This is a genomic window from Streptomyces pseudogriseolus, assembly GCA_002154585.1.
Taxonomy (GTDB): Bacteria; Actinomycetota; Actinomycetes; order Streptomycetales; family Streptomycetaceae; genus Streptomyces; species Streptomyces pseudogriseolus.
The window spans coordinates 1-18014 of the sequence record MUNG01000268.1; the positions used below are offsets into that span (position 1 = coordinate 1).

Below are 18014 nucleotides of genomic sequence, written 5' to 3' on the forward strand. Positions count from 1 at the left end.
ACCAGGGGGGTGCCTGCGCGCCGCTCTGCTGCGCGCCGGCACCCCCCTGGTGATCGCGGCGGCGGCGCTGGACCTGGCCCTCTCCCCCCTGGCCCGCCACACCCCGCTCGCCAACACGTACCGCGTCATCGCCCGCAGACCGAAACGCTGACCTCAGCCGCGCAGCGGCAGCGTCTGGCCCGCCACCACCAGCAGTACCTGCTCGCACTCCTGCGCGAACGCCGTGTTCAGGCGGCCCAGTTCGTCGCGGTAGCGGCGGCCCGAGGCGGTGGCGGGGACGATGCCTGAGCCGACCTCGTTGGAGACCGCGACCAGCGTGCGGCGGGTCTCGCGGACCGCGTCCGTCAGGGCGCGCACCCGGTCGCGGAGGGCGCGTTCGCCGCCGTCCGCCCACTCCGCGTCGTCCCAGGCGCCCACCGCGTCCATCGCGTCCGTCAGCCACAGTGACAGGCAGTCGACGAGGAGCGGCGGGCCGTCGTCCTTGAGCAGGGGCACCAGGTCGCAGGTCTCCACGGTCCGCCAGGAGCCCGGCCGCCGCTCCTGGTGCGCGGACACCCGCGCCGCCCACTCCGTGTCGCCGTTGCGCGAGCCGCCGGTCGCCACGTACAGCACCTCGGGGAAGGACTCCAGGCGCCGCTCCGCCTCCACCGACTTGCCCGAGCGCGCTCCGCCCAGCACCAGCGTGCGGCGCGGCACGTCCGGCACCTCCTCGTACGCGCCGGCCTCCAGCGTGGTCCCGTCCGGCACGGCGCGCGCGCCCGCCGCCGCCAGCCGGCGCCGTACCTCGGGGCCCGGCGGCACGTCGTGGTCCAGGTGCACGGCGACGACGTCCGTGGCCGGCCCCACCGCGCCCGTCTCCCGCAGCCGCGCCAGCGCGTCCGGGCGGCCCAGGACGTCCAGCACGACCGTCGCGTACGGTTCGGCCGGTGCCTCCAGCCCGGCCGGCGCGCCGCCCGGCGGCAGGTACAGCAGCCGCTGCCCGTCGGGGCCGGTCACCGCGTACCCGGTGCCCGGCGCGTCGAGCGCCACCGCCCGCACCCGGTGCCCCGTCAGCAGCGTCAGCTCCCGCCCGTCCGGCACCCGCCCCGGCTGCGGCAGCCCGGCCGGGACCTCCACCGCGGGGCCGTCGTGCGGGTGCGACAGCAGCACCTGGCGCACCCCCGCCAGCGAACGCCCCGCACGGGCCGCGGCGAAGGCCGCGCCGGGGGTGAGGTCGAGCAGCAGCGCGCCGTCCACCAGCACGGAGGCAGCCGCCCGCGCGTCCGGTCCGAGCGCGCACGCGCACGCCGCGCAGGGACAGTCGGGGCGGGGCAGTCCCGCCGGGGCGCCGGTGCCGAGCAGAGTCAGTTCCACGCCCCGATTCTCGCCTTTCCCCACAGCCGATGCCCGTCCGACTACGCTCTTGGTCAGGAGCCGGACCAAGATCCGGCTTCTGCTGTGCAGTGGGCTCACACGCTAGGGAGGCGTACATGGCCGCATGGACGTGGCGGTTCGAGAAGGCCGACGGGACGCAGGTCGCGCCCGCGGTGCCGCCGGAGGAGTTCACCACGCAGGGGGACGCCGAGTCCTGGATCGGGGAGAACTGGAAGGCTCTCCAGGAGGGCGGCGCCGACCAGGTGCGGCTGCTGGAGGACGGCACCGAGATCTACGGCCCGATGAGCCTGCACGCGGACGGGACCACGGCGGCGGAGAGCGAGACCGCCGACGAGGGGGCGTGAACCGGCCTCACCCGGGCCGAGGCCGCTGACGGCCGACTCCGGGGCTGAGTCCTCAGCCCCGGACCCCGCACAGGTGCAGCAGCGCGGCGACCCCCCGGTACGGGTCCGTGCGCCCGGCCCGGTCCTCCACCGCCAGCACCGCGTCCAGATCGTCCGGCAGCACCGCGTCGTCCGCCGCCGTGTCCGTGAAGACCCGCACGCCGTACCAGGTGTGCAGCGGCGCCCCGATGCCCGCGAGGGTCGACGTCAGCCGCGTCAGCCCGTACGAGGACGTCGGCGGGCAGAACGCCGCCAGCGCCCCCGCCCAGTCGCCGGACAGCCCCGCCCGCATCGCCGCCGCGTCGCCGTTGCGCACGAGCAGCGACAGCATCCCGCCGGGCGCCAGCATCCGCGCCACCCCCGCGAGCAGCGCGTCCGGCTCCTCCACGTCGTCCATGAGCACGCCATGACAGAGCACGACGTCGAAACTGCCCGGCAGGAAGTGCACCCCGGTGTCCCCGGCATGCCCCTCGATGATCCGCATCCGCTCCCGGATGCCCTCGGGCTCCCCGGCGAACGCCTCCCGGACCGCCGCGAGCGACGCGGCGTCCTGCTCGACGCCCGTCACGTCATGACCGGCCCGCGCCAGCCGCAGCGCCTGCGCGCCCCGGCCCATGCCCACGTCGAGCACCCGCAACCGCTTCCCCACCGGAAAACGCCCGACTATCTGCTCCTCCAGCTGGCGGGCCACCAGCTCCTCACGGACGACGTCACGCAGACGGCCGGGCCCGTGGACCGGACCCGGCGCCGTCGTACCGTGCGCGAACGGGGTGGTGCTCAGGGCCGCTCCCCGCGCTTCACCTGGGGCTTGGGCAGCCGCAGCCGGCGCATCTGGAGCGTGCGCATCAGCGCGTACGCCACCGCGCCGCGCCGGTTCTCGTCGGGGAAGCGCTCGGCGAGCGCCTTCTTCAGCCGGACGCCCGTCACGACCGAGTCCAGCACGATCATCACGATGACGACCAGCCACAGCAGCAGCGCGATGTTCTGGAGCTGCGCCACCCGCACCATGCTCAGCACGAGGATGACCACGGCCATCGGCAGGAACCACTCCGCGATGTGGAAACGCGAGTCCACGAAGTCGCGGGCGAACCGGCGCACCGGCCCCTTGTCGCGCGCGGGCAGGTACCGCTCGTCGCCGCTGGCCAGCGCCTGGCGCTGACGCTCCAGTGCGGCACGGCGCTCCTCGCGCTGACGCTTGGCGGCGTCCTTGCGCGACATCGACGTGTTGGCCACGCTGCGGCGCTGCGACTGGGCCACGCTGCGCTTGGGTGTGGGGCGGCCCTTGGGGGCCTCCGGATGACGGGGCTGACTGGAGTCGGTCATCGTCGCCTTGTCGGCGCCGGATGCCTTCTCTTCCTTGGCACGGCTACGGAACACAAAACCCAAGGGTACGGGGTGGCCGGGGTTGGACCACAGCCCCGCGGGGAACGATCCGGCAACACCGGACGTCTCTCCTAGGACAGATGGGGACGTAGCGGGGGGCTCGCGGCACGGCCGGCGGACCCCCACCCCGGGGACCACCTACTCCCTACGCCGGATCAGGAGGGTACGCAGTCGTCCTTGGGGATGAGCGCATCCGTCCCCGAACAGTGCGGTAATGGATGCAGGGCCCGTACTGTGGGTTCTGAGGCAGTCACTGGAGCTGGAGTCCGTCAGAAGGGGGCGCGCGAAGCCCATGAGCGGTGTCATGAAGCGTATGGGGATGATCTTCCGCGCGAAGGCGAACAAGGCCCTTGACCGGGCCGAGGACCCGCGCGAGACCCTCGATTACTCGTACCAGAAGCAGCTGGAGCTGCTCCAGAAGGTCCGCCGTGGCGTCGCCGACGTGGCGACCAGCCGCAAGCGCTTGGAGCTCCAGCTCAACCAGCTCCAGTCCCAGTCGTCGAAGCTGGAGGACCAGGGCCGCAAGGCGCTCGCGCTGGGCCGCGAGGACCTGGCCCGCGAGGCCCTCTCCCGCCGCGCCGCGCTCCAGCAGCAGGTGACCGACCTGGAGACGCAGCACGCCACGCTCCAGGGCGAGGAGGAGAAGCTGACGCTGGCCGCGCAGCGCCTCCAGGCCAAGGTGGACGCCTTCCGCACCAAGAAGGAGACCATCAAGGCCACCTACACCGCGGCCCAGGCGCAAACCCGGATCGGCGAGGCCTTCTCCGGCATCTCCGAGGAGATGGGCGACGTGGGCCTGGCCATCCAGCGGGCCGAGGACAAGACCGCCCAGCTCCAGGCGCGGGCCGGCGCGATCGACGAGCTGCTCGCCTCCGGCGCGCTCGACGACCAGTCCGGCATGCACAAGGACGACATCCAGGCCGAGCTGGACCGCCTCTCCGGCGGCACGGACGTCGAGCTCGAACTGCAGCGCATGAAGGCCGAGCTGGCCGGGGGCACCTCCGGCGACCGGCAGGCCCTCGAGGGCGGCCAGGGCCAGGCGCAGCCGGGGACCCAGCAGCAGCCGCAGGACACCCCGCGCTTCGACAAGCAGTAGCCCACGCCGAGGAGGGCGACATGATCGTACGGATCATGGGGGAGGGGCAGGTGACGCTGGCGGAGAGCCGGCTCGCCGAGCTGAACGAGCTGGACGAGGAACTGCTCGCCGAGATGGACAAGGGCGACGGACCCGGCTTCCGCGCCACGCTCCAGGCACTGCTGGCCAAGGTGCACGAGCTGGGCGAGCCGCTGCCGGACGACTCCCTGGAGCCGTCCGACCTCATCCTCCCGTCCCCGGACGCCACCCTCGAGGAGGTCCGCGGCCTCCTCACCGACGAGGGCCTCATCCCGGGGACCTGAGACGTCCCGGGACACCCGGCCCGACCGTCCGCGCGCCGTCCACAGGCCGTCCGCAGAGAGGGGGGAGCCGGGGCCGCGCCGCACGGGCGCCCGCCCCGGTCACCGCAACCAGCCGTGAGCACCCTGACACGCGCCCGCTGCCGGGCGCGGGCCCACCCGGCCGCCGTGGACACGGTGCTGGCCGTCGGCGTCCTGCTGTGCATGGTCGCCGGGTCCTTCGTCGAACCGCACGACCCCGAGGGGGTCCGCTGGGGACTGCGCACCCCCGACCCGCTCAGCCTCGTCCTGATGACGCTCGGCGCCGCCTCACTCGTCCTCAGGCGCCGCGCCCCCCGCACGGTGCTCGGCGTCACGGGCGGCCTCTCCGTCGTCGAGTCCGTCACCGGCGACCCCCGCGCCCCCGTCGCCATGTGCGCGGTGATCGCCCTCTTCACCGTCGCCGCCTCCACCGACCGCCCCACCACCTGGCGGCTCGGCCTGCTCACCATGACCGTCCTCACCGGCGCCGCGATGGCCGCCGGACCCCTGCCCTGGTACGCCCAGGAGAACCTGGCGATCCTCGCCTGGACCGGCATCGGCGCCACCGCCGGCGACGCCGTCCGCAGCCGCCGCGCCTTCGTCCAGGCCATCCGGGAGCGCGCCGAACGGGCCGAACGCACCCGCGAGGAGGAGGCCCGCCGCCGGGTCGCCGAGGAACGCCTGCGCATCGCCCGCGACCTGCACGACGTGGTCGCCCACCACATCGCCCTGGTCAACGTGCAGGCCGGCGTCGCCGCGCACGTCATGGACAAGCGCCCCGACCAGGCCAAGGAGGCCCTCGCCCACGTCCGCGAGGCCAGCCGCCACGCGCTCGGCGAACTGCGCGCCACCGTCGGCCTGCTGCGCCAGTCCGGCGACCCCGAGGCGCCCACCGAGCCCGCCCCCGGCCTGGACCGCCTCGACGAGCTCGCCGCCACCTTCCGCAACGCCGGACTCCGCGTCGAGGTCGCCCGCGCCGACCAGGGCACCGAGCTGCCCGCCGCCGTCGACCTCGCCGCGTACCGGATCGTGCAGGAGGCGCTGACCAACGTGCAGAAGCACGCCGGGACCGGCGCGCGCGCCGAGGTCAGCGTCGTACGCGTCGGACCGCACATCGAGGTCACCGTGCTCGACGACGGCAGCGACGAGGGCCAGGCCGCCGCCCCCGGCGGCGGGCACGGACTGCTCGGCATGCGCGAACGGGTCACCGCCCTGCGCGGCACCCTGACCACCGGCCCCCGCTACGGCGGCGGCTTCCGGGTGCATGCGATCCTTCCCGTCGAGCCCCGCACCACCTCCGCCCCCGGCGGACGCCCGTGACCGACGCCCCGCTGGAGCCCGCATGACGATCCGCGTCCTGCTCGCCGACGACCAGGCACTGCTGCGCAGCGCCTTCCGTGTCCTGGTCGACTCCGAACCGGACATGGAGGTGGTGGGCGAGGCGTCCGACGGCGCCGAGGCCGTCCGGCTGGCGCGCGAGCACCGGCCCGACGTGGTCCTCATGGACATCCGCATGCCCGGCACCGACGGGCTCGCCGCCACCCGCGAGATCAGCGCCGACCCCGCGCTCGACGGGGTGCGGGTGGTCATACTGACGACCTTCGAGGTCGACGACTACGTGGTGCAGTCGCTGCGGGCGGGCGCCTCCGGCTTCCTCGGCAAGGGCTCCGAGCCCGGCGAGATGCTGAGCGCCGTCCGGATCGCCGCCGGGGGAGAGGCGCTGCTGTCCCCGCAGGCCACCAAGGGCCTGATCGCCCGTTTCCTCGCCCAGGAAGGCCCGCCGGGACCCGACCGCGACCCGGAGCGCGCCGAGCGCCTGGACTCGCTCACCGTGCGCGAGCGGGAGGTGCTGGTCCAGGTCGCCGGCGGCCACTCCAACGACGAGATCGCCGAGCGGCTCGAGGTCAGCCCGCTCACCGTGAAGACCCACGTCAACCGCGCCATGGCCAAGCTGGGCGCCCGCGACCGGGCCCAGCTCGTGGTGATCGCCTACGAGTCGGGGCTGGTCCGTCCGAGGACGGACCAGGCGTAGCCGGGAGTACTGCGGCGGGAGTAGGCGCCGTGTGAAGAATCGGACCTCGGGACCACGGATCGGCCCTCGGTCATGGCCCAGGGTGTAGAGCGGGCCGCCCACTGTGCGCGCGCCCGTCTGCCGGACCTCCGCCGCTCCACGGAAAAGAGACCCTGACCCATGTCCTGGCTGTCCAGATTCAGCCTCGCGCAACGGGCGCTGATCGGACTGATGTCGATCATCGCGCTCGTGTTCGGGGCGATCGCGATACCCCAGCTCAAGCAGCAGCTCCTGCCCACCATCGAACTGCCCATGGTCTCCGTGATCGCGCCCTACCAGGGCGCGTCGCCGGACGTGGTGGAGAAGCAGGTCGTCGAACCCATCGAGGACAGCCTGGAGGCCGTCGACGGCATCTCCGGCGTCACCTCGACGGCGAGCGAGGGCAACGCCGTGATCATGGCGTCCTTCGACTACGGCAACAACACCCAGCAGCTCGTCGCCGACGTGCAGCAGGCCGTCAACCGGGCCGGCGCCCGGCTGCCGTCCGAGGTGGACCCGCAGGTCGTCGCCGGTTCCACGGACGACATCCCGACCGTGGTGCTCGCCGCCACCTCCGACAAGGACCAGCAGGCGCTCGCCGACCAGCTGGACCGCACGGTGGTGCCCGAGCTGAAGAGCATCGACGGCGTCGGCCAGGTCCAGGTGGACGGCGTGCGCGACCTCCAGGTCACCGTCGTCCCCGACGACGCGAAGCTCGCCGAGGCCGGCCTGACCACCGCGTCCGTCGCGCAGGCCCTCCAGGCCGGCGGCGCCACCGTCCCGGCCGGCTCCTTCGACGAGAACGGCGCCAACCGCACCGTCCAGGTCGGCGGCGGCTTCACCTCCGTGCGGCAGATCCAGGACCTGATGGTCACGGCCGCCCCCGGCGAGGGCGACCCGGTCCGCCTCGGCGACGTCGCCACCGTGCGCCAGGAGGAGGCGAGCTCGAACTCCCTCACCCGCACCAACGGCAGGCCCAGCCTCGCCGTGGTGGCCACCATGGACCACGACGGCAGCGCGGTCGCCATCTCCGAGGCCGTGCAGGACAAGCTGCCCGGGCTGCGCGAGGACCTCGGCGACGGCGCCACCCTCACCGTGGTCAGCGACCAGGGCCCCGCGGTCTCCAAGGCCATCGACGGCCTGACCACCGAGGGCGCGCTCGGCCTGCTCTTCGCCGTGCTGGTGATCCTGGTCTTCCTCGCGTCGGTCCGCTCCACCCTCGTCACCGCGGTGTCCATCCCGCTGTCGGTGGTGCTCGCGCTGATCGTGCTGTGGACCCGCGACCTGTCCCTCAACATGCTGACGCTCGGCGCCCTGACCATCGCCATCGGCCGGGTCGTCGACGACTCCATCGTCGTCCTGGAGAACATCAAGCGGCACCTCGGCTACGGCGAGGAACGCCACTCCGCGATCATGAACGCGGTGCGCGAGGTGGCCGGCGCGGTCACCTCCTCCACCCTCACCACCGTCGCGGTGTTCCTGCCGATCGGCATGGTCGGCGGCATGGTGGGCGAGCTGTTCGGCTCCTTCAGCCTCACCGTCACCGCCGCGCTGCTGGCGTCCCTGCTGGTGTCGCTGACGGTCGTCCCCGTCCTGTCGTACTGGTTCCTGCGGCCCCCGAAGGGCACCCCCGAGGACGCCGAGGAGGCCCGCAGGAAGGCCGAGGAGAAGGAGGCGAAGAGCCGCCTCCAGCGCGCCTACGTGCCCGTGCTGCGCTTCGCCACCCGGCGCCGGCTGACCAGCGTGGCCATCGCGGTCGTCGTGCTGATCGCCACCTTCGCCATGGCCCCGCTGCTGAAGACCAACTTCTTCGACGCGGGCGAGCAGCAGGTCCTGACCGTCCGTCAGGAGCTGAAGCCGGGCGCGAGCCTGGCCGCCACCGACGCCCAGGCGAAGAAGGTCGAGCGGCTGCTCGCGGACACCGAGGGCGTCAAGGACTACCAGGTGACCGTCGGCTCGTCCGGCTTCATGGCGGCCTTCGGCGGCGGCACCGACACCAACCAGGCGACCTACCAGATCATGCTGGAGGACTCCGCGTCCTCCGACGACGTCCGGGACGACATCGAGAAGGGCCTCGCCGGGCTCGACGGCATCGGCACCACCACGGTGGCCTCCGGTGACGGCTTCGGCAGCCAGGACCTCAGCGTGGTCGTCAAGGCGGCCGACGCGCAGGTGCTGAGCAAGGCGGCCGAGCAGGTCCGCGAGGCGGTGGCCTCCCTGGACGACGTCACCGACGTCACCAGCGACCTGGCGCAGAGCGTGCCCCGCATCTCGGTCGTGCCCAACGAGAAGGCCGCGGCGGCCGGCTTCGACGCCCAGACCCTCGGGATGGCCGTCGCCCAGTCGGTGAAGGGCACCCCGGCCGCCAAGGCCGTCCTCGACGACACCGAGCGGGACGTCGTGATCCGCTCGGCGCGGCCCGCCACCACCGTCGAGCAGCTGCGCGGCCTGCGGCTCGGCCCGGTGAAGCTGGGTGACATCGCCACCGTACGGGTGGTCGACGGCCCGGTCTCCATGACCCGGATCGACGGCCAGCGCTCCGCCACCGTCACCGCCCGCCCGGTCGGCGACAACACGGGCGCCGTGGGCACGGCGCTTCAGACGAAGATCAACGAGCTGACGCTGCCCGCAGGCGCGACGGCCGAGATCGGCGGCGTGACCGAGGACCAGGACGAGGCCTTCGTCAACCTGGGCCTGGCCATGCTGGCCGCCATCGCGATCGTGTTCATGCTGCTGGTCGGCACCTTCCGGTCGCTGGCCCAGCCGCTGATCCTGCTGGTGTCCGTCCCGTTCGCGGCGACCGGCGCGATCGGTCTGCTGCTGGTCACCGGCACCCCGATGGGCGTCCCGGCGATGATCGGCATGCTGATGCTGATCGGCATCGTGGTCACCAACGCGATCGTGCTGATCGACCTGATCAACCAGTACCGCAAGCAGGGCTACGGCGTCATCGAGGCCGTGCTCGAGGGCGGCCGGCACCGTCTGCGGCCCATCCTCATGACGGCCCTGGCGACGATCTTCGCCCTGCTCCCGATGGCGCTCGGCGTCACCGGCGAGGGCGGCTTCATCGCCCAGCCGCTCGCGGTGGTGGTGATCGGCGGCCTGATCACGTCGACACTGCTGACCCTGCTGCTGGTCCCGACGCTCTACGCGATGCTGGAACTCCGCAAGGAGCGCCGGGCGAAGAAGCGGGCGGCGAAGCGGGCCGGGAAGGCGGGCCTGCCCGAGCAGCCGGCGCCGGACGCCTCCTCCGGCGAGGCGCGGCCGGCGTCAGTGTGACCGCGTGACCGTGTGACCCGTGACGGCCGGGTCCTGAACCGGAACAATCGGTTCGGGAACCGGCCGTCGCCGTTTCGCCGTTACTTATGCCGGGGCCTCGAACTGGCTCACGGGGGAGGGGCTCGGGGTGCCGCTGCGCAAGGACGACCCGAAGTCGGTCGGGGGTTACCGGCTGCTGGACCGGCTCGGCGCCGGCGGCATGGGCGCCGTCTACCGGGGCAGATCGCGGTCGGGCCGCGAGGTCGCCGTCAAGGTGGTGCACGCCCAGTACGCCGAGAACCCGGTCTTCCGGACCCGTTTCCGCCAGGAGATCGCCGCGGTCCGCAAGGTGAGCGGCGTCTTCACCGCGCCGGTCGTGGACGCCGACCCGGACGCCGAACGCCCCTGGATGGCCACCCAGTACGTGCCCGGCCCCTCGCTCGCCGCGCGGATCCGCGACGAGGGCCCGCTGAACCGCACCGAGCTGCGGCGGCTGGCGCTCGGCCTGGTGGAGGCGCTGCGGGACATCCATCGCGCCGGGGTCGTGCACCGCGACCTCAAGCCCGCCAACGTGCTGATGGCCGACGACGGCCCCCGGGTCATCGACTTCGGCATCTCACGCGCGGCCGAGAACCACAACACCCTCACCGAGACCGGCCAGATGATCGGCACCCCGCCGTTCATGTCCCCGGAGCAGCTGACCGACGCCCGCTCGGTGGGCCCGGCCTCCGACGTGTTCTCCCTGGGCGCCCTGATCGTCTTCGCCGCCACGGGCCGCGGCCCCTTCGACGCGGACAGCCCCTATCTGACGGCGTACCAGGTGGTGCACGACGCCCCGGCCCTGGACGACGTGCCGGACGCCCTGCGCCCGGTCCTGGCGCGCTGCCTGGCCAAGGACCCCAAGGAGCGGCCCGAACCGGGCTCCCTCGCCGCCGAGTTCATGGCCGCGCTGCCGGAGAGCGGCGACGGGGAGCCGTCCACGGTGCGGCTGCGCGCCGGCGAGCTGGCGCTGGTACGGACCCGGCCCACCGGAACCCCCGACTCCGGCTTCGGCCCCGACGCCTCGTCCGCATCCGAACCGCCCGCCCGCCGCCGGGGCCGTGCCCGCAGGCTGTGGGCCGTGTCCGGGACCGCCGTCGCACTCGCCCTCGGCCTGACGGCCTACCTCCTTTCCGGCCCCGGGGACGACGGCCGGCCGAAGGGCACGAACGCCGCCGCGCCCTCCCGGTGGGCCGCTCCGCCGGACGGCTGGCGGCCCTGGCAGACGACGGTGGAGGCGCCCGCCGCGACCGGGGTGAAGCGGGCCTACGACGTGGCCGGGATGGGCGTCTTCCATGCCCCGCGGTGCGCGGTGGAGGGGAACGCCGTGTTCTGCGCGGGCGACGGGACGCTGCCCCTGCGGATCGACGCGCTCACCGGGCGGGCCGTCTGGCGCGCCGACGGGGTGCCGTCCGCCGCGGACAAGGGCGAGTTCGGCTTCTCGGTGCTCGGGGTCGTGGACGGCACGGTGGTGGTGCAGCAGCAGTACCGTGCCGACGAGGACGGGGAGTACCGGACCTCGGTCACCGCCCTCGACGCGCGCACCGGAAAGCTTCTGTGGCACCGCGGCCTGAACGACTCCCGGACCCGCGCCCACCTTCTCGGCGACCTCGTGGTCGTCCCGGACGACGCCGGCGGCCGGACGCTCGTCGCCCGCTCGCCCCGCACCGGCGCCGAGCGCTGGACGGCCGCGCTGCCGGAAGGGCAGTACTGCGACTGGGCGGGCTCCGGCACCGACGTCCCGCTCGTGTGCGGGCCGGGCGATGATCCCGCGGAGCACCGGGTGCTCCTGAGCCTGGACGCGACCGACGGCACGACGAACACGGCCGAAGTGCCCTACGACTCCGTGCCTGTCGGGTCGTTCGACGGGCGTGTCCTCCTGCTCGACCGGTCCGAGGACCAGGAGAGCGACGCGTACGTGCGCATCCGGCTGGTCGACACCCGCACGGGCCGCTCCACGACGACCCGGCTCGCGCACGCGCTGGAGGGGGACGTGACCCTCGCGGACGGCGTCTTGTGGTGCGCCTCGTCCTCCGGCCGCCTCACCGCGCTGTCGGCCCGGACCGGCGCACGGCTGTGGACCACCCGGACCAGCCTGGAGCAGCCCTCCGGCGTCACCCACGACCCGCGGGCCCGTGTGGTCTACCTCGCCACCGCCAGCGGCCGGGTCGCCGCCCTCGACGCCACGAAGGGCACGCCGCTCTGGGAGACCCTGCCGCGTGCCCGGCGGGCGGAGAACCTGGGCCGGGAGTCGTCACAGGTGCTGCTGCACGACGGGGCCCTGGTCGTCAGCACGTCCGAGGGTGGTCTGTTCTCGCTGAACCCCGCCCACCCCGACCGGGAGCCCGTGCCGGGGTGAGGGCGGAGCGGCCGGTTACGGCAGCGCCAGCATCCGCTCCAGGGCGAGCTTCGCGAAGGCTTCCGTCTCCTTGTCGACCTCGATGCGGTTGACCAGGGTGCCCTCGGCGAGGGACTCCAGGGCCCAGACCAGGTGGGGGAGGTCGATGCGGTTCATCGTCGAGCAGAAGCAGACCGTGCGGTCGAGGAACACGATCTCCTTGTCCTCGGACGCGAAACGGTTCGCCAGGCGCCGGACCAGGTTCAGCTCCGTGCCGATGGCCCACTTGGAGCCGGCCGGGGCCGCCTCCAGCGTCTTGATGATGTACTCGGTCGAGCCGACGTGGTCGGCCGCGGCGACGACCTCGTGGCGGCACTCGGGGTGCACCAGGACGTTGACGCCCGGGATGCGCTCACGGACCTCGTTCACCGAGTCCAGGCTGAAGCGGCCGTGCACCGAGCAGTGGCCGCGCCACAGGATCATCTTCGCGCCGCGCAGCTCCTCGGCGGTCAGGCCGCCGTTCGGCTTGTGCGGGTTGTAGACGACACAGTCCTCCAGGGACATCCCCATGTCCCGCACCGCCGTGTTGCGGCCCAGGTGCTGGTCGGGGAGGAAGAGGACCTTCTCGCCCTGCTGGAACGCCCAGTCCAGCGCGCGCTTCGCGTTCGACGAGGTGCAGATCGTGCCGCCGTGCTTGCCGGTGAAGGCCTTGATGTCGGCGGAAGAGTTCATGTACGAGACGGGGACGACCTGCTCGGCGATCCCGGCCTCGGTCAGCACGTCCCAGCACTCGGCGACCTGCTCGGCCGTGGCCATGTCCGCCATGGAGCAGCCGGCCGCGAGGTCCGGCAGGACCACCTTCTGGTCGTCGCCGGTGAGGATGTCGGCGGACTCGGCCATGAAGTGCACACCGCAGAACACGATGTACTCGGCCTGCGGGCGGGCGGCCGCGTCCCGCGCCAGCTTGAAGGAGTCGCCCGTGACGTCGGCGAACTGGATGACCTCGTCCCGCTGGTAGTGGTGGCCGAGCACGAAGACCTTGTCCCCGAGCTTCGCCTTGGCCGCGCGGGCGCGCTCCACCAGGTCCGGGTCGGACGGCGAGGGGAGGTCGCCGGGACACTCCACACCGCGCTCGCTCCTCGGGTCGGCCTCACGGCCGAGGAGCAGCAGGGCGAGGGGCGTCGGCTGGACGTCGAGCTCCTGGGTCTGGGCGGTGGTCACGACACGCACCCTTTCTGTTCTGGCGACTTCTCGTCGAATTGACGCTATCTATCATAACCGGTTCACGTCACTTTGACGATGGCCATAGCGTCCATGTGACGTGAATCCCGGCGGCCGCCGCTTCATTCCCCGCGGGCCCCCGCAAGCGACGGTTTCCGCTCCGCACGGCGTGTGCGAGCATGAGGAGGGAGCCGAGGAAAAGACGCGCCCGGCCCGGAATGAATCCGCGGCCCCGTCGGTTGCAACCGTCGGCAAGCAGTCTCCGTACAACCCGGGAGAGATGTAGATGTCCGTATCGGACGAGACCACCACCGTCACCGACGGCATCATCCTGACCGACGCCGCCGCGTCCAAGGTCAAGGCCCTGCTCGACCAGGAAGGCCGTGACGACCTCGCCCTGCGCGTCGCCGTCCAGCCCGGCGGCTGCTCCGGCCTGCGCTACCAGCTCTTCTTCGACGAGCGCTCGCTCGACGGCGACGTGGAGAAGGACTTCGGCGGTGTGAAGGTCGTCACCGACCGCATGAGCGCCCCGTACCTGGGCGGCGCCACCATCGACTTCGTCGACACCATCGAGAAGCAGGGCTTCACGATCGACAACCCGAACGCCACGGGTTCGTGCGCCTGCGGCGACTCCTTCAGCTGAGCGTCGCCGGCCCGGCCGGCCCATGACGAAGGCGGCGGCCCCGTGAACCGGGACCGCCGCCTTCGTCGTGCCTGCGCGCAGCGCTCTAGCGGGCGCCGCCCGGCGCGGGCAGGCGGGCGCCGCCCTTGTGCAGCGGCACCGGCTCGCCGTCCGCCGTCACCACCTGGCGGTCGCCCAGCGGGGCGTCCAGCCGCAGCGTCTGCTCGTACTGCTTGGCGATCATGATGCACACCTTGTCCGGCCAGGGCGTCTCGGTCACCCGCACGGTGACCTCGCCGCCGCTCTCGCTCGCCGTCGCCTGGTAGTCGGCGCAGACGCCGCCCTCGAACGTCACGGTCAGTTCGTCGCCCTCGGCCCGGTAGCCCTGCACCTCGACCTCGCGGGTGGCCGGCCCGGACGTCTGCTCGTCACCGGGACCCGACGGCGCCGCGAGGAACCGCGGCTCCACCGCCGGATGCGTCACCGTGATCGGGTTGTCCGAGCCCGCCGGGCGCACCTCGAACAGCCAGGACGGCACCAGCGCGGGCTCGCCGCCCACCGAGTGCGCGGCCAGTCCGAACACCGCCTCGTCCACCGACACCGTGTCGCCCGCCGGCTGCTCCTTCGCCGCCGGGGCGCACGGCTCCTCCCGCTGCTGCTCCCCGTCCAGCGGTACGGGGGTGGCGCAGCCGCCGATCTCTACGCGGTCCCCGGCGCCGGGCGCGCCGTTCATCGCGTCCAGCGCCTCGCGGGCGTCCATCACCGGGTACTCGTCGCCCTTCACCGGCTGAGCCAGCCGGCCGCTGCCGCCGACCACCTCGCCGCCGGCCCCGACGACCACCCCGGTCGTCCAGCCGTACGTCGGCAGCCCGCCGACCACCGGGTCGGCGTTCACCACGCGGCTGCCGTCCAGCACCTGGCTCGCGTCCAGCTTGGCGTCGTCCTGCCCCACCGCCTTCAGCACCGGCGCGGCGGCCTTCTTCGCGGCGGCCTCGCTCACCGCGGTCACCCCGACACCGCCCGTCGGGGCCTTGCAGGTGGCGCCCTTGCAGTTGTCGCCACCGGGGATGTTCCGGCTGAACGACCAGGTGCCGGGGGCCTGCTGCTCGACGCGCAGGGTGGGACCGGAGCCGTCCTGGCCGCCGATGCGCCAGGAACCGCCCTCGGCCACCGGCTCGCCCTCCACGCCCAACGCCTCGGCCAGCGCGACGACCTGCTGCTCGGTGACCTGGCCCCGCGCGTGGAACACCGGCGCCGCGTCCGGGCCCTCGGGGAGCGTGCCGTCGGCGCGGTAGGTCGCGCCGTACGGGTTGGGCTCGCCCGGCGCGATCCCGTTCGGGCCGCTCTCGGAGTAACCGTCCAGGGCGAGCGGCGGGGGAGTGGCGTCGCCGTTCGCCCCCGGCGTCGTACCGCCGCCTACCAGCAGCACGGCGGCGGCGACGGAGACGACAAGCGCCGGCGTCCGCCGCCGCCCCGGCCCACCGGCCCCGCGATCCCGGTCATGACCGGCACCGACGACGGGCTCGGAGGGGGCGTAGGAGTGGACGGCAGCGGGTTCGCCGCCGGTGGCGGGCGCTGCGGGCGGCTCGGGGGACGCGTCGCCCGCCGCTGCCGGGTCGGCGGCTCCGGAGCTCGCGGGCTCACCCGCCCCGGCCGCCGAAGCATCGGCCTGCGGCGGCTCAGGCCTTTCGGTAGCCGGGGTGCCCTCGGCGGGCTCGTCGGCCGTGGCTGCCGATGCCTCGGCCCGTGCGAGTGCGGACTCGTCGGCGGCGGAAGCTCCCTTGGTCGAATTGTCCACGCCGGCCGTCGACGCGTCGGCCCGTGTGGAGCCGGCCTCCCCGGTTGCGAGCACGCCGTCGGCGGGCTCCCCCATCTCGGCCGCCGAAGCGTCGGCCTGCGGCAGCGCGGACTCCTCGACTACGGCGCCCTTCACGGGCTCGCCCACGCCGGCCGCCGAAGCGTCGGCCCGTGTGGAGTCGGACTCCCCGGTTGCGGAGGTGCCCTCGGCCGGCTCGTCAGCGCCGGCTGCCCAAGCCTCGGCCCGCGCGGGCGCGGACTCCTCGGCTGAGGGGGCGCCCTCCGCGGGCTCGCCCGCCTCGGGTGCCGGACCCGCGGCGCGAGGCGTGTCGTCGTCGCCGTCCTGCGAGCCGGGCCCTTCCGGCTTCGCCGGCCGCGAAGGCGCGTCGGGCGACGCCGGCTGCGGTGCGGTCCGTCCGGGCTCCCCCGGCCCGGCCGCCGCACCGGTGCCGTTCGCGGACGCGGTGGGTTCGGCGGCCGCCGTGGCGGGCCGGTGCTCCGTGGTCCCGCCCGCCTCGGCCCCGGAGGCGTCGGCAGCCGACGTCGTCTCCCCGGCCTCGGCCGCCGCGCCGGCCGCGCGCTCGTCGGCCCCGGTGTCGGGCGCGTCGCCCGGGGTGGGGCGCGGCTCGTCGTCGTGGTCGGGTCGCTCGGTGTTCACCGCATCGCTCCTTCGCCTGCACAGCTGTCCCATGCGGACCCTGCCCGGTCGCACCGGGGCTGCTGAGGGTTCGTATCCCGCATCCCCTCTACGGGGGACAGCGATGGGACGCAGTGGGGGAGCGCGCGGTTCCCCGCCGTCGCTCAGTCGCCGTAGTCGGACATGGCGTCGAGCATCCGCGCGGAGGCGGGCGGCACGTCCACCCCGTGGATCAGGGAGGGCGACACCGGCCGGGCAGCCGCCCGCTCGGGCGCCGCCCAGTGCGGGACCATCCGGGCGCAGTCGCCCCGCAGCGAGGTCAGGTCGCCCTCGAGGTCGACCGGAGCGGGGCTGTGGACCTTGGTGTTCGTCATGTCCGCACCGTATGCGCGGCGACAGTCGTGAAGAAAGAGCTACTATCGGGTAGTTTCGGCTGCTTCTACGGGCCGTCCCCACCCGGTAGCGTGAAGTGTCAAACCGCCTCCCCCCAGGAGAGTCCACGCCGTGCGCATCGCAGTCACCGGCTCCATCGCCACCGACCACCTCATGACCTTCCCCGGCCGCTTCGCCGACCAGCTCGTCGCGGACCAGCTGCACACGGTCTCGCTGTCGTTCCTGGTCGACAACCTCGACGTACGCCGCGGCGGGGTGGCCGCGAACATCGCCTTCGGCATGGGTCAGCTCGGCACCCGCCCGATCCTGGTCGGCGCGGCCGGGTTCGACTTCGACGAGTACCGGGCCTGGCTGGAGCGGCACGGCGTCGACACCGACTCCGTCCGCATCTCGGACACGCTGCACACCGCCCGCTTCGTGTGCACCACGGACTCCGACCACAACCAGATCGGCTCCTTCTACACGGGCGCGATGAGCGAGGCCCGCCTGATCGAGCTGAAGACCGTCGCCGACCGCGTGGGCGGCCTGGACCTGGTGTCCATCGGCGCGGACGACCCGGAGGCGATGCTCCGGCACACCGAGGAGTGCCGCTCGCGGGGCATCCCGTTCGCCGCCGACTTCTCCCAGCAGATCGCCCGCATGGACGGCGAGGAGATCCGGATACTGCTGGAAGGGGCCACGTACCTCTTCTCCAACGAGTACGAGAAGGGCCTCATCGAGACGAAGACCGGCTGGACCGACGCCGAGATCCTCGCCAAGGTCGGCCACCGGGTCACCACCCTCGGCGCCCGCGGCGTGCGCATCGAGCGGGCCGGTGAGCCGGCCGTCGAGGTCGCCTGCCCCGACGAGGAGCGCAAGGCCGACCCCACCGGCGTCGGCGACGCCTTCCGCGCCGGCTTCCTGTCCGGCCTGGCGTGGGGCGTCTCGCTGGAGCGCGCCGCGCAGGTCGGCTGCATGCTGGCGACCCTGGTCATCGAGACGGTCGGCACCCAGGAGTACCAGCTGCGCCGCGGCCACTTCATGGAGCGCTTCACCAAGGCCTACGGCGACGACGCCGCCGCCGAGGTGCGTGAGCACCTGAGCTGAGCCGCGGCCGGGCCACC

General features: G+C 73.6%; 15 protein-coding genes. 9 read left to right on the forward strand and 6 right to left on the reverse strand.

Annotation, left to right across the window (positions count from 1 at the left end; genetic code table 11):
- Nucleotides 1-153: 153 nt before the first annotated feature.
- Nucleotides 154-1353 (reverse strand): bifunctional adenosylcobinamide kinase/adenosylcobinamide-phosphate guanylyltransferase, encoded by a 1200-nt coding sequence (locus CCN29_RS22610; RefSeq protein WP_006135682.1) that lies wholly within the window; start codon nt 1351-1353, stop codon nt 154-156.
- A gap of 116 nt (nt 1354-1469) precedes the next feature.
- Here CCN29_RS22610 and CCN29_RS22615 point away from each other — a divergent pair, with 116 nt between their 5' ends.
- Entirely contained in the window at nt 1470-1718 is a 249-nt protein-coding gene (locus tag CCN29_RS22615; RefSeq protein WP_006135683.1) for a hypothetical protein, read from the forward strand.
- Nucleotides 1719-1770: 52 nt separating this feature from the next.
- Here CCN29_RS22615 and CCN29_RS22620 read toward each other — a convergent pair whose 3' ends face one another.
- Nucleotides 1771-2448 carry a class I SAM-dependent methyltransferase gene (locus CCN29_RS22620; RefSeq protein ID WP_031019620.1) on the reverse strand — a complete coding sequence of 226 codons (678 nt, stop codon included), beginning with the start codon at nt 2446-2448 and terminating at the stop codon, nt 1771-1773.
- A gap of 86 nt (nt 2449-2534) precedes the next feature.
- Complete coding sequence (locus CCN29_RS22625; RefSeq protein ID WP_006135685.1) at nt 2535-3080, reverse strand: DUF3043 domain-containing protein; 546 nt, start codon at nt 3078-3080, stop codon at nt 2535-2537.
- 364 nt (nt 3081-3444) lie between these two features.
- On the opposite strand from CCN29_RS22625, the gene CCN29_RS22630 reads away from it, so the two are divergent.
- From CCN29_RS22630 to CCN29_RS22655, 6 genes are all read left to right on the forward strand, one after another.
- A complete protein-coding gene (locus CCN29_RS22630) occupies nt 3445-4236 on the forward strand; it encodes a PspA/IM30 family protein (protein WP_267283584.1) in 792 nt (263 codons plus the stop codon).
- A gap of 20 nt (nt 4237-4256) precedes the next feature.
- Nucleotides 4257-4538: a PspA-associated protein PspAA gene (gene pspAA / locus CCN29_RS22635; RefSeq protein ID WP_006135687.1), complete on the forward strand. Its 282-nt coding sequence runs from the start codon at nt 4257-4259 to the stop codon at nt 4536-4538.
- A gap of 114 nt (nt 4539-4652) precedes the next feature.
- Nucleotides 4653-5876 carry a sensor histidine kinase gene (locus CCN29_RS22640; protein WP_006135688.1) on the forward strand — a complete coding sequence of 408 codons (1224 nt, stop codon included), beginning with the start codon at nt 4653-4655 and terminating at the stop codon, nt 5874-5876.
- 22 nt (nt 5877-5898) lie between these two features.
- Nucleotides 5899-6588, forward strand: a complete 690-nt coding sequence (locus tag CCN29_RS22645) for a response regulator (protein WP_006135689.1) — start codon at nt 5899-5901, stop codon at nt 6586-6588.
- A 159-nt stretch (nt 6589-6747) separates the two neighbouring features.
- Nucleotides 6748-9885, forward strand: a complete 3138-nt coding sequence (locus CCN29_RS22650) for an efflux RND transporter permease subunit (protein ID WP_086684074.1) — start codon at nt 6748-6750, stop codon at nt 9883-9885.
- 127 nt (nt 9886-10012) lie between these two features.
- Nucleotides 10013-12262 carry a protein kinase domain-containing protein gene (locus CCN29_RS22655; protein WP_086684077.1) on the forward strand — a complete coding sequence of 750 codons (2250 nt, stop codon included), beginning with the start codon at nt 10013-10015 and terminating at the stop codon, nt 12260-12262.
- A 15-nt stretch (nt 12263-12277) separates the two neighbouring features.
- Here the strand turns inward: CCN29_RS22655 and nadA are convergent, their stop codons facing one another.
- Nucleotides 12278-13462 carry a quinolinate synthase NadA gene (nadA, locus tag CCN29_RS22660; RefSeq protein ID WP_086684082.1) on the reverse strand — a complete coding sequence of 395 codons (1185 nt, stop codon included), beginning with the start codon at nt 13460-13462 and terminating at the stop codon, nt 12278-12280.
- Between the two features lie 286 nt (nt 13463-13748).
- Between nadA and CCN29_RS22665 the strand changes: the two genes are divergently transcribed.
- On the forward strand, nt 13749-14105 hold the full coding sequence (locus tag CCN29_RS22665; RefSeq protein ID WP_006135694.1) for a HesB/IscA family protein: 357 nt from the start codon (nt 13749-13751) through the stop codon (nt 14103-14105).
- 85 nt (nt 14106-14190) lie between these two features.
- Here the strand turns inward: CCN29_RS22665 and CCN29_RS22670 are convergent, their stop codons facing one another.
- Nucleotides 14191-15957 carry a hypothetical protein gene (locus tag CCN29_RS22670; protein WP_442538456.1) on the reverse strand — a complete coding sequence of 589 codons (1767 nt, stop codon included), beginning with the start codon at nt 15955-15957 and terminating at the stop codon, nt 14191-14193.
- Nucleotides 15958-16682: 725 nt separating this feature from the next.
- On the reverse strand, nt 16683-16892 hold the full coding sequence (locus tag CCN29_RS22675; RefSeq protein ID WP_006136602.1) for a hypothetical protein: 210 nt from the start codon (nt 16890-16892) through the stop codon (nt 16683-16685).
- A gap of 130 nt (nt 16893-17022) precedes the next feature.
- Here CCN29_RS22675 and CCN29_RS22680 point away from each other — a divergent pair, with 130 nt between their 5' ends.
- Entirely contained in the window at nt 17023-17997 is a 975-nt protein-coding gene (locus tag CCN29_RS22680; RefSeq protein WP_006136603.1) for a carbohydrate kinase family protein, read from the forward strand.
- Nucleotides 17998-18014: the final 17 nt, after the last annotated feature.

What these genes read in the sequence shown, in the direction of transcription:
- CCN29_RS22615 (WP_006135683.1), top strand. Translation starts at nt 1,470, where the DNA reads ATGGCCGCATGGACGTGGCGGTTCGAGAAGGCCGACGGGACGCAGGTC.
- CCN29_RS22625 (WP_006135685.1), bottom strand. Translation starts at nt 3,080, where the DNA reads ATGACCGACTCCAGTCAGCCCCGTCATCCGGAGGCCCCCAAGGGCCGC.
- CCN29_RS22630 (WP_267283584.1), top strand. Translation starts at nt 3,445, where the DNA reads ATGAAGCGTATGGGGATGATCTTCCGCGCGAAGGCGAACAAGGCCCTT.
- pspAA (WP_006135687.1), top strand. Translation starts at nt 4,257, where the DNA reads ATGATCGTACGGATCATGGGGGAGGGGCAGGTGACGCTGGCGGAGAGC.
- CCN29_RS22645 (WP_006135689.1), top strand. Translation starts at nt 5,899, where the DNA reads ATGACGATCCGCGTCCTGCTCGCCGACGACCAGGCACTGCTGCGCAGC.
- CCN29_RS22650 (WP_086684074.1), top strand. Translation starts at nt 6,748, where the DNA reads ATGTCCTGGCTGTCCAGATTCAGCCTCGCGCAACGGGCGCTGATCGGA.
- CCN29_RS22665 (WP_006135694.1), top strand. Translation starts at nt 13,749, where the DNA reads ATGTCCGTATCGGACGAGACCACCACCGTCACCGACGGCATCATCCTG.
- CCN29_RS22670 (WP_442538456.1), bottom strand. Translation starts at nt 15,957, where the DNA reads ATGGGGGAGCCCGCCGACGGCGTGCTCGCAACCGGGGAGGCCGGCTCC.
- CCN29_RS22675 (WP_006136602.1), bottom strand. Translation starts at nt 16,892, where the DNA reads ATGACGAACACCAAGGTCCACAGCCCCGCTCCGGTCGACCTCGAGGGC.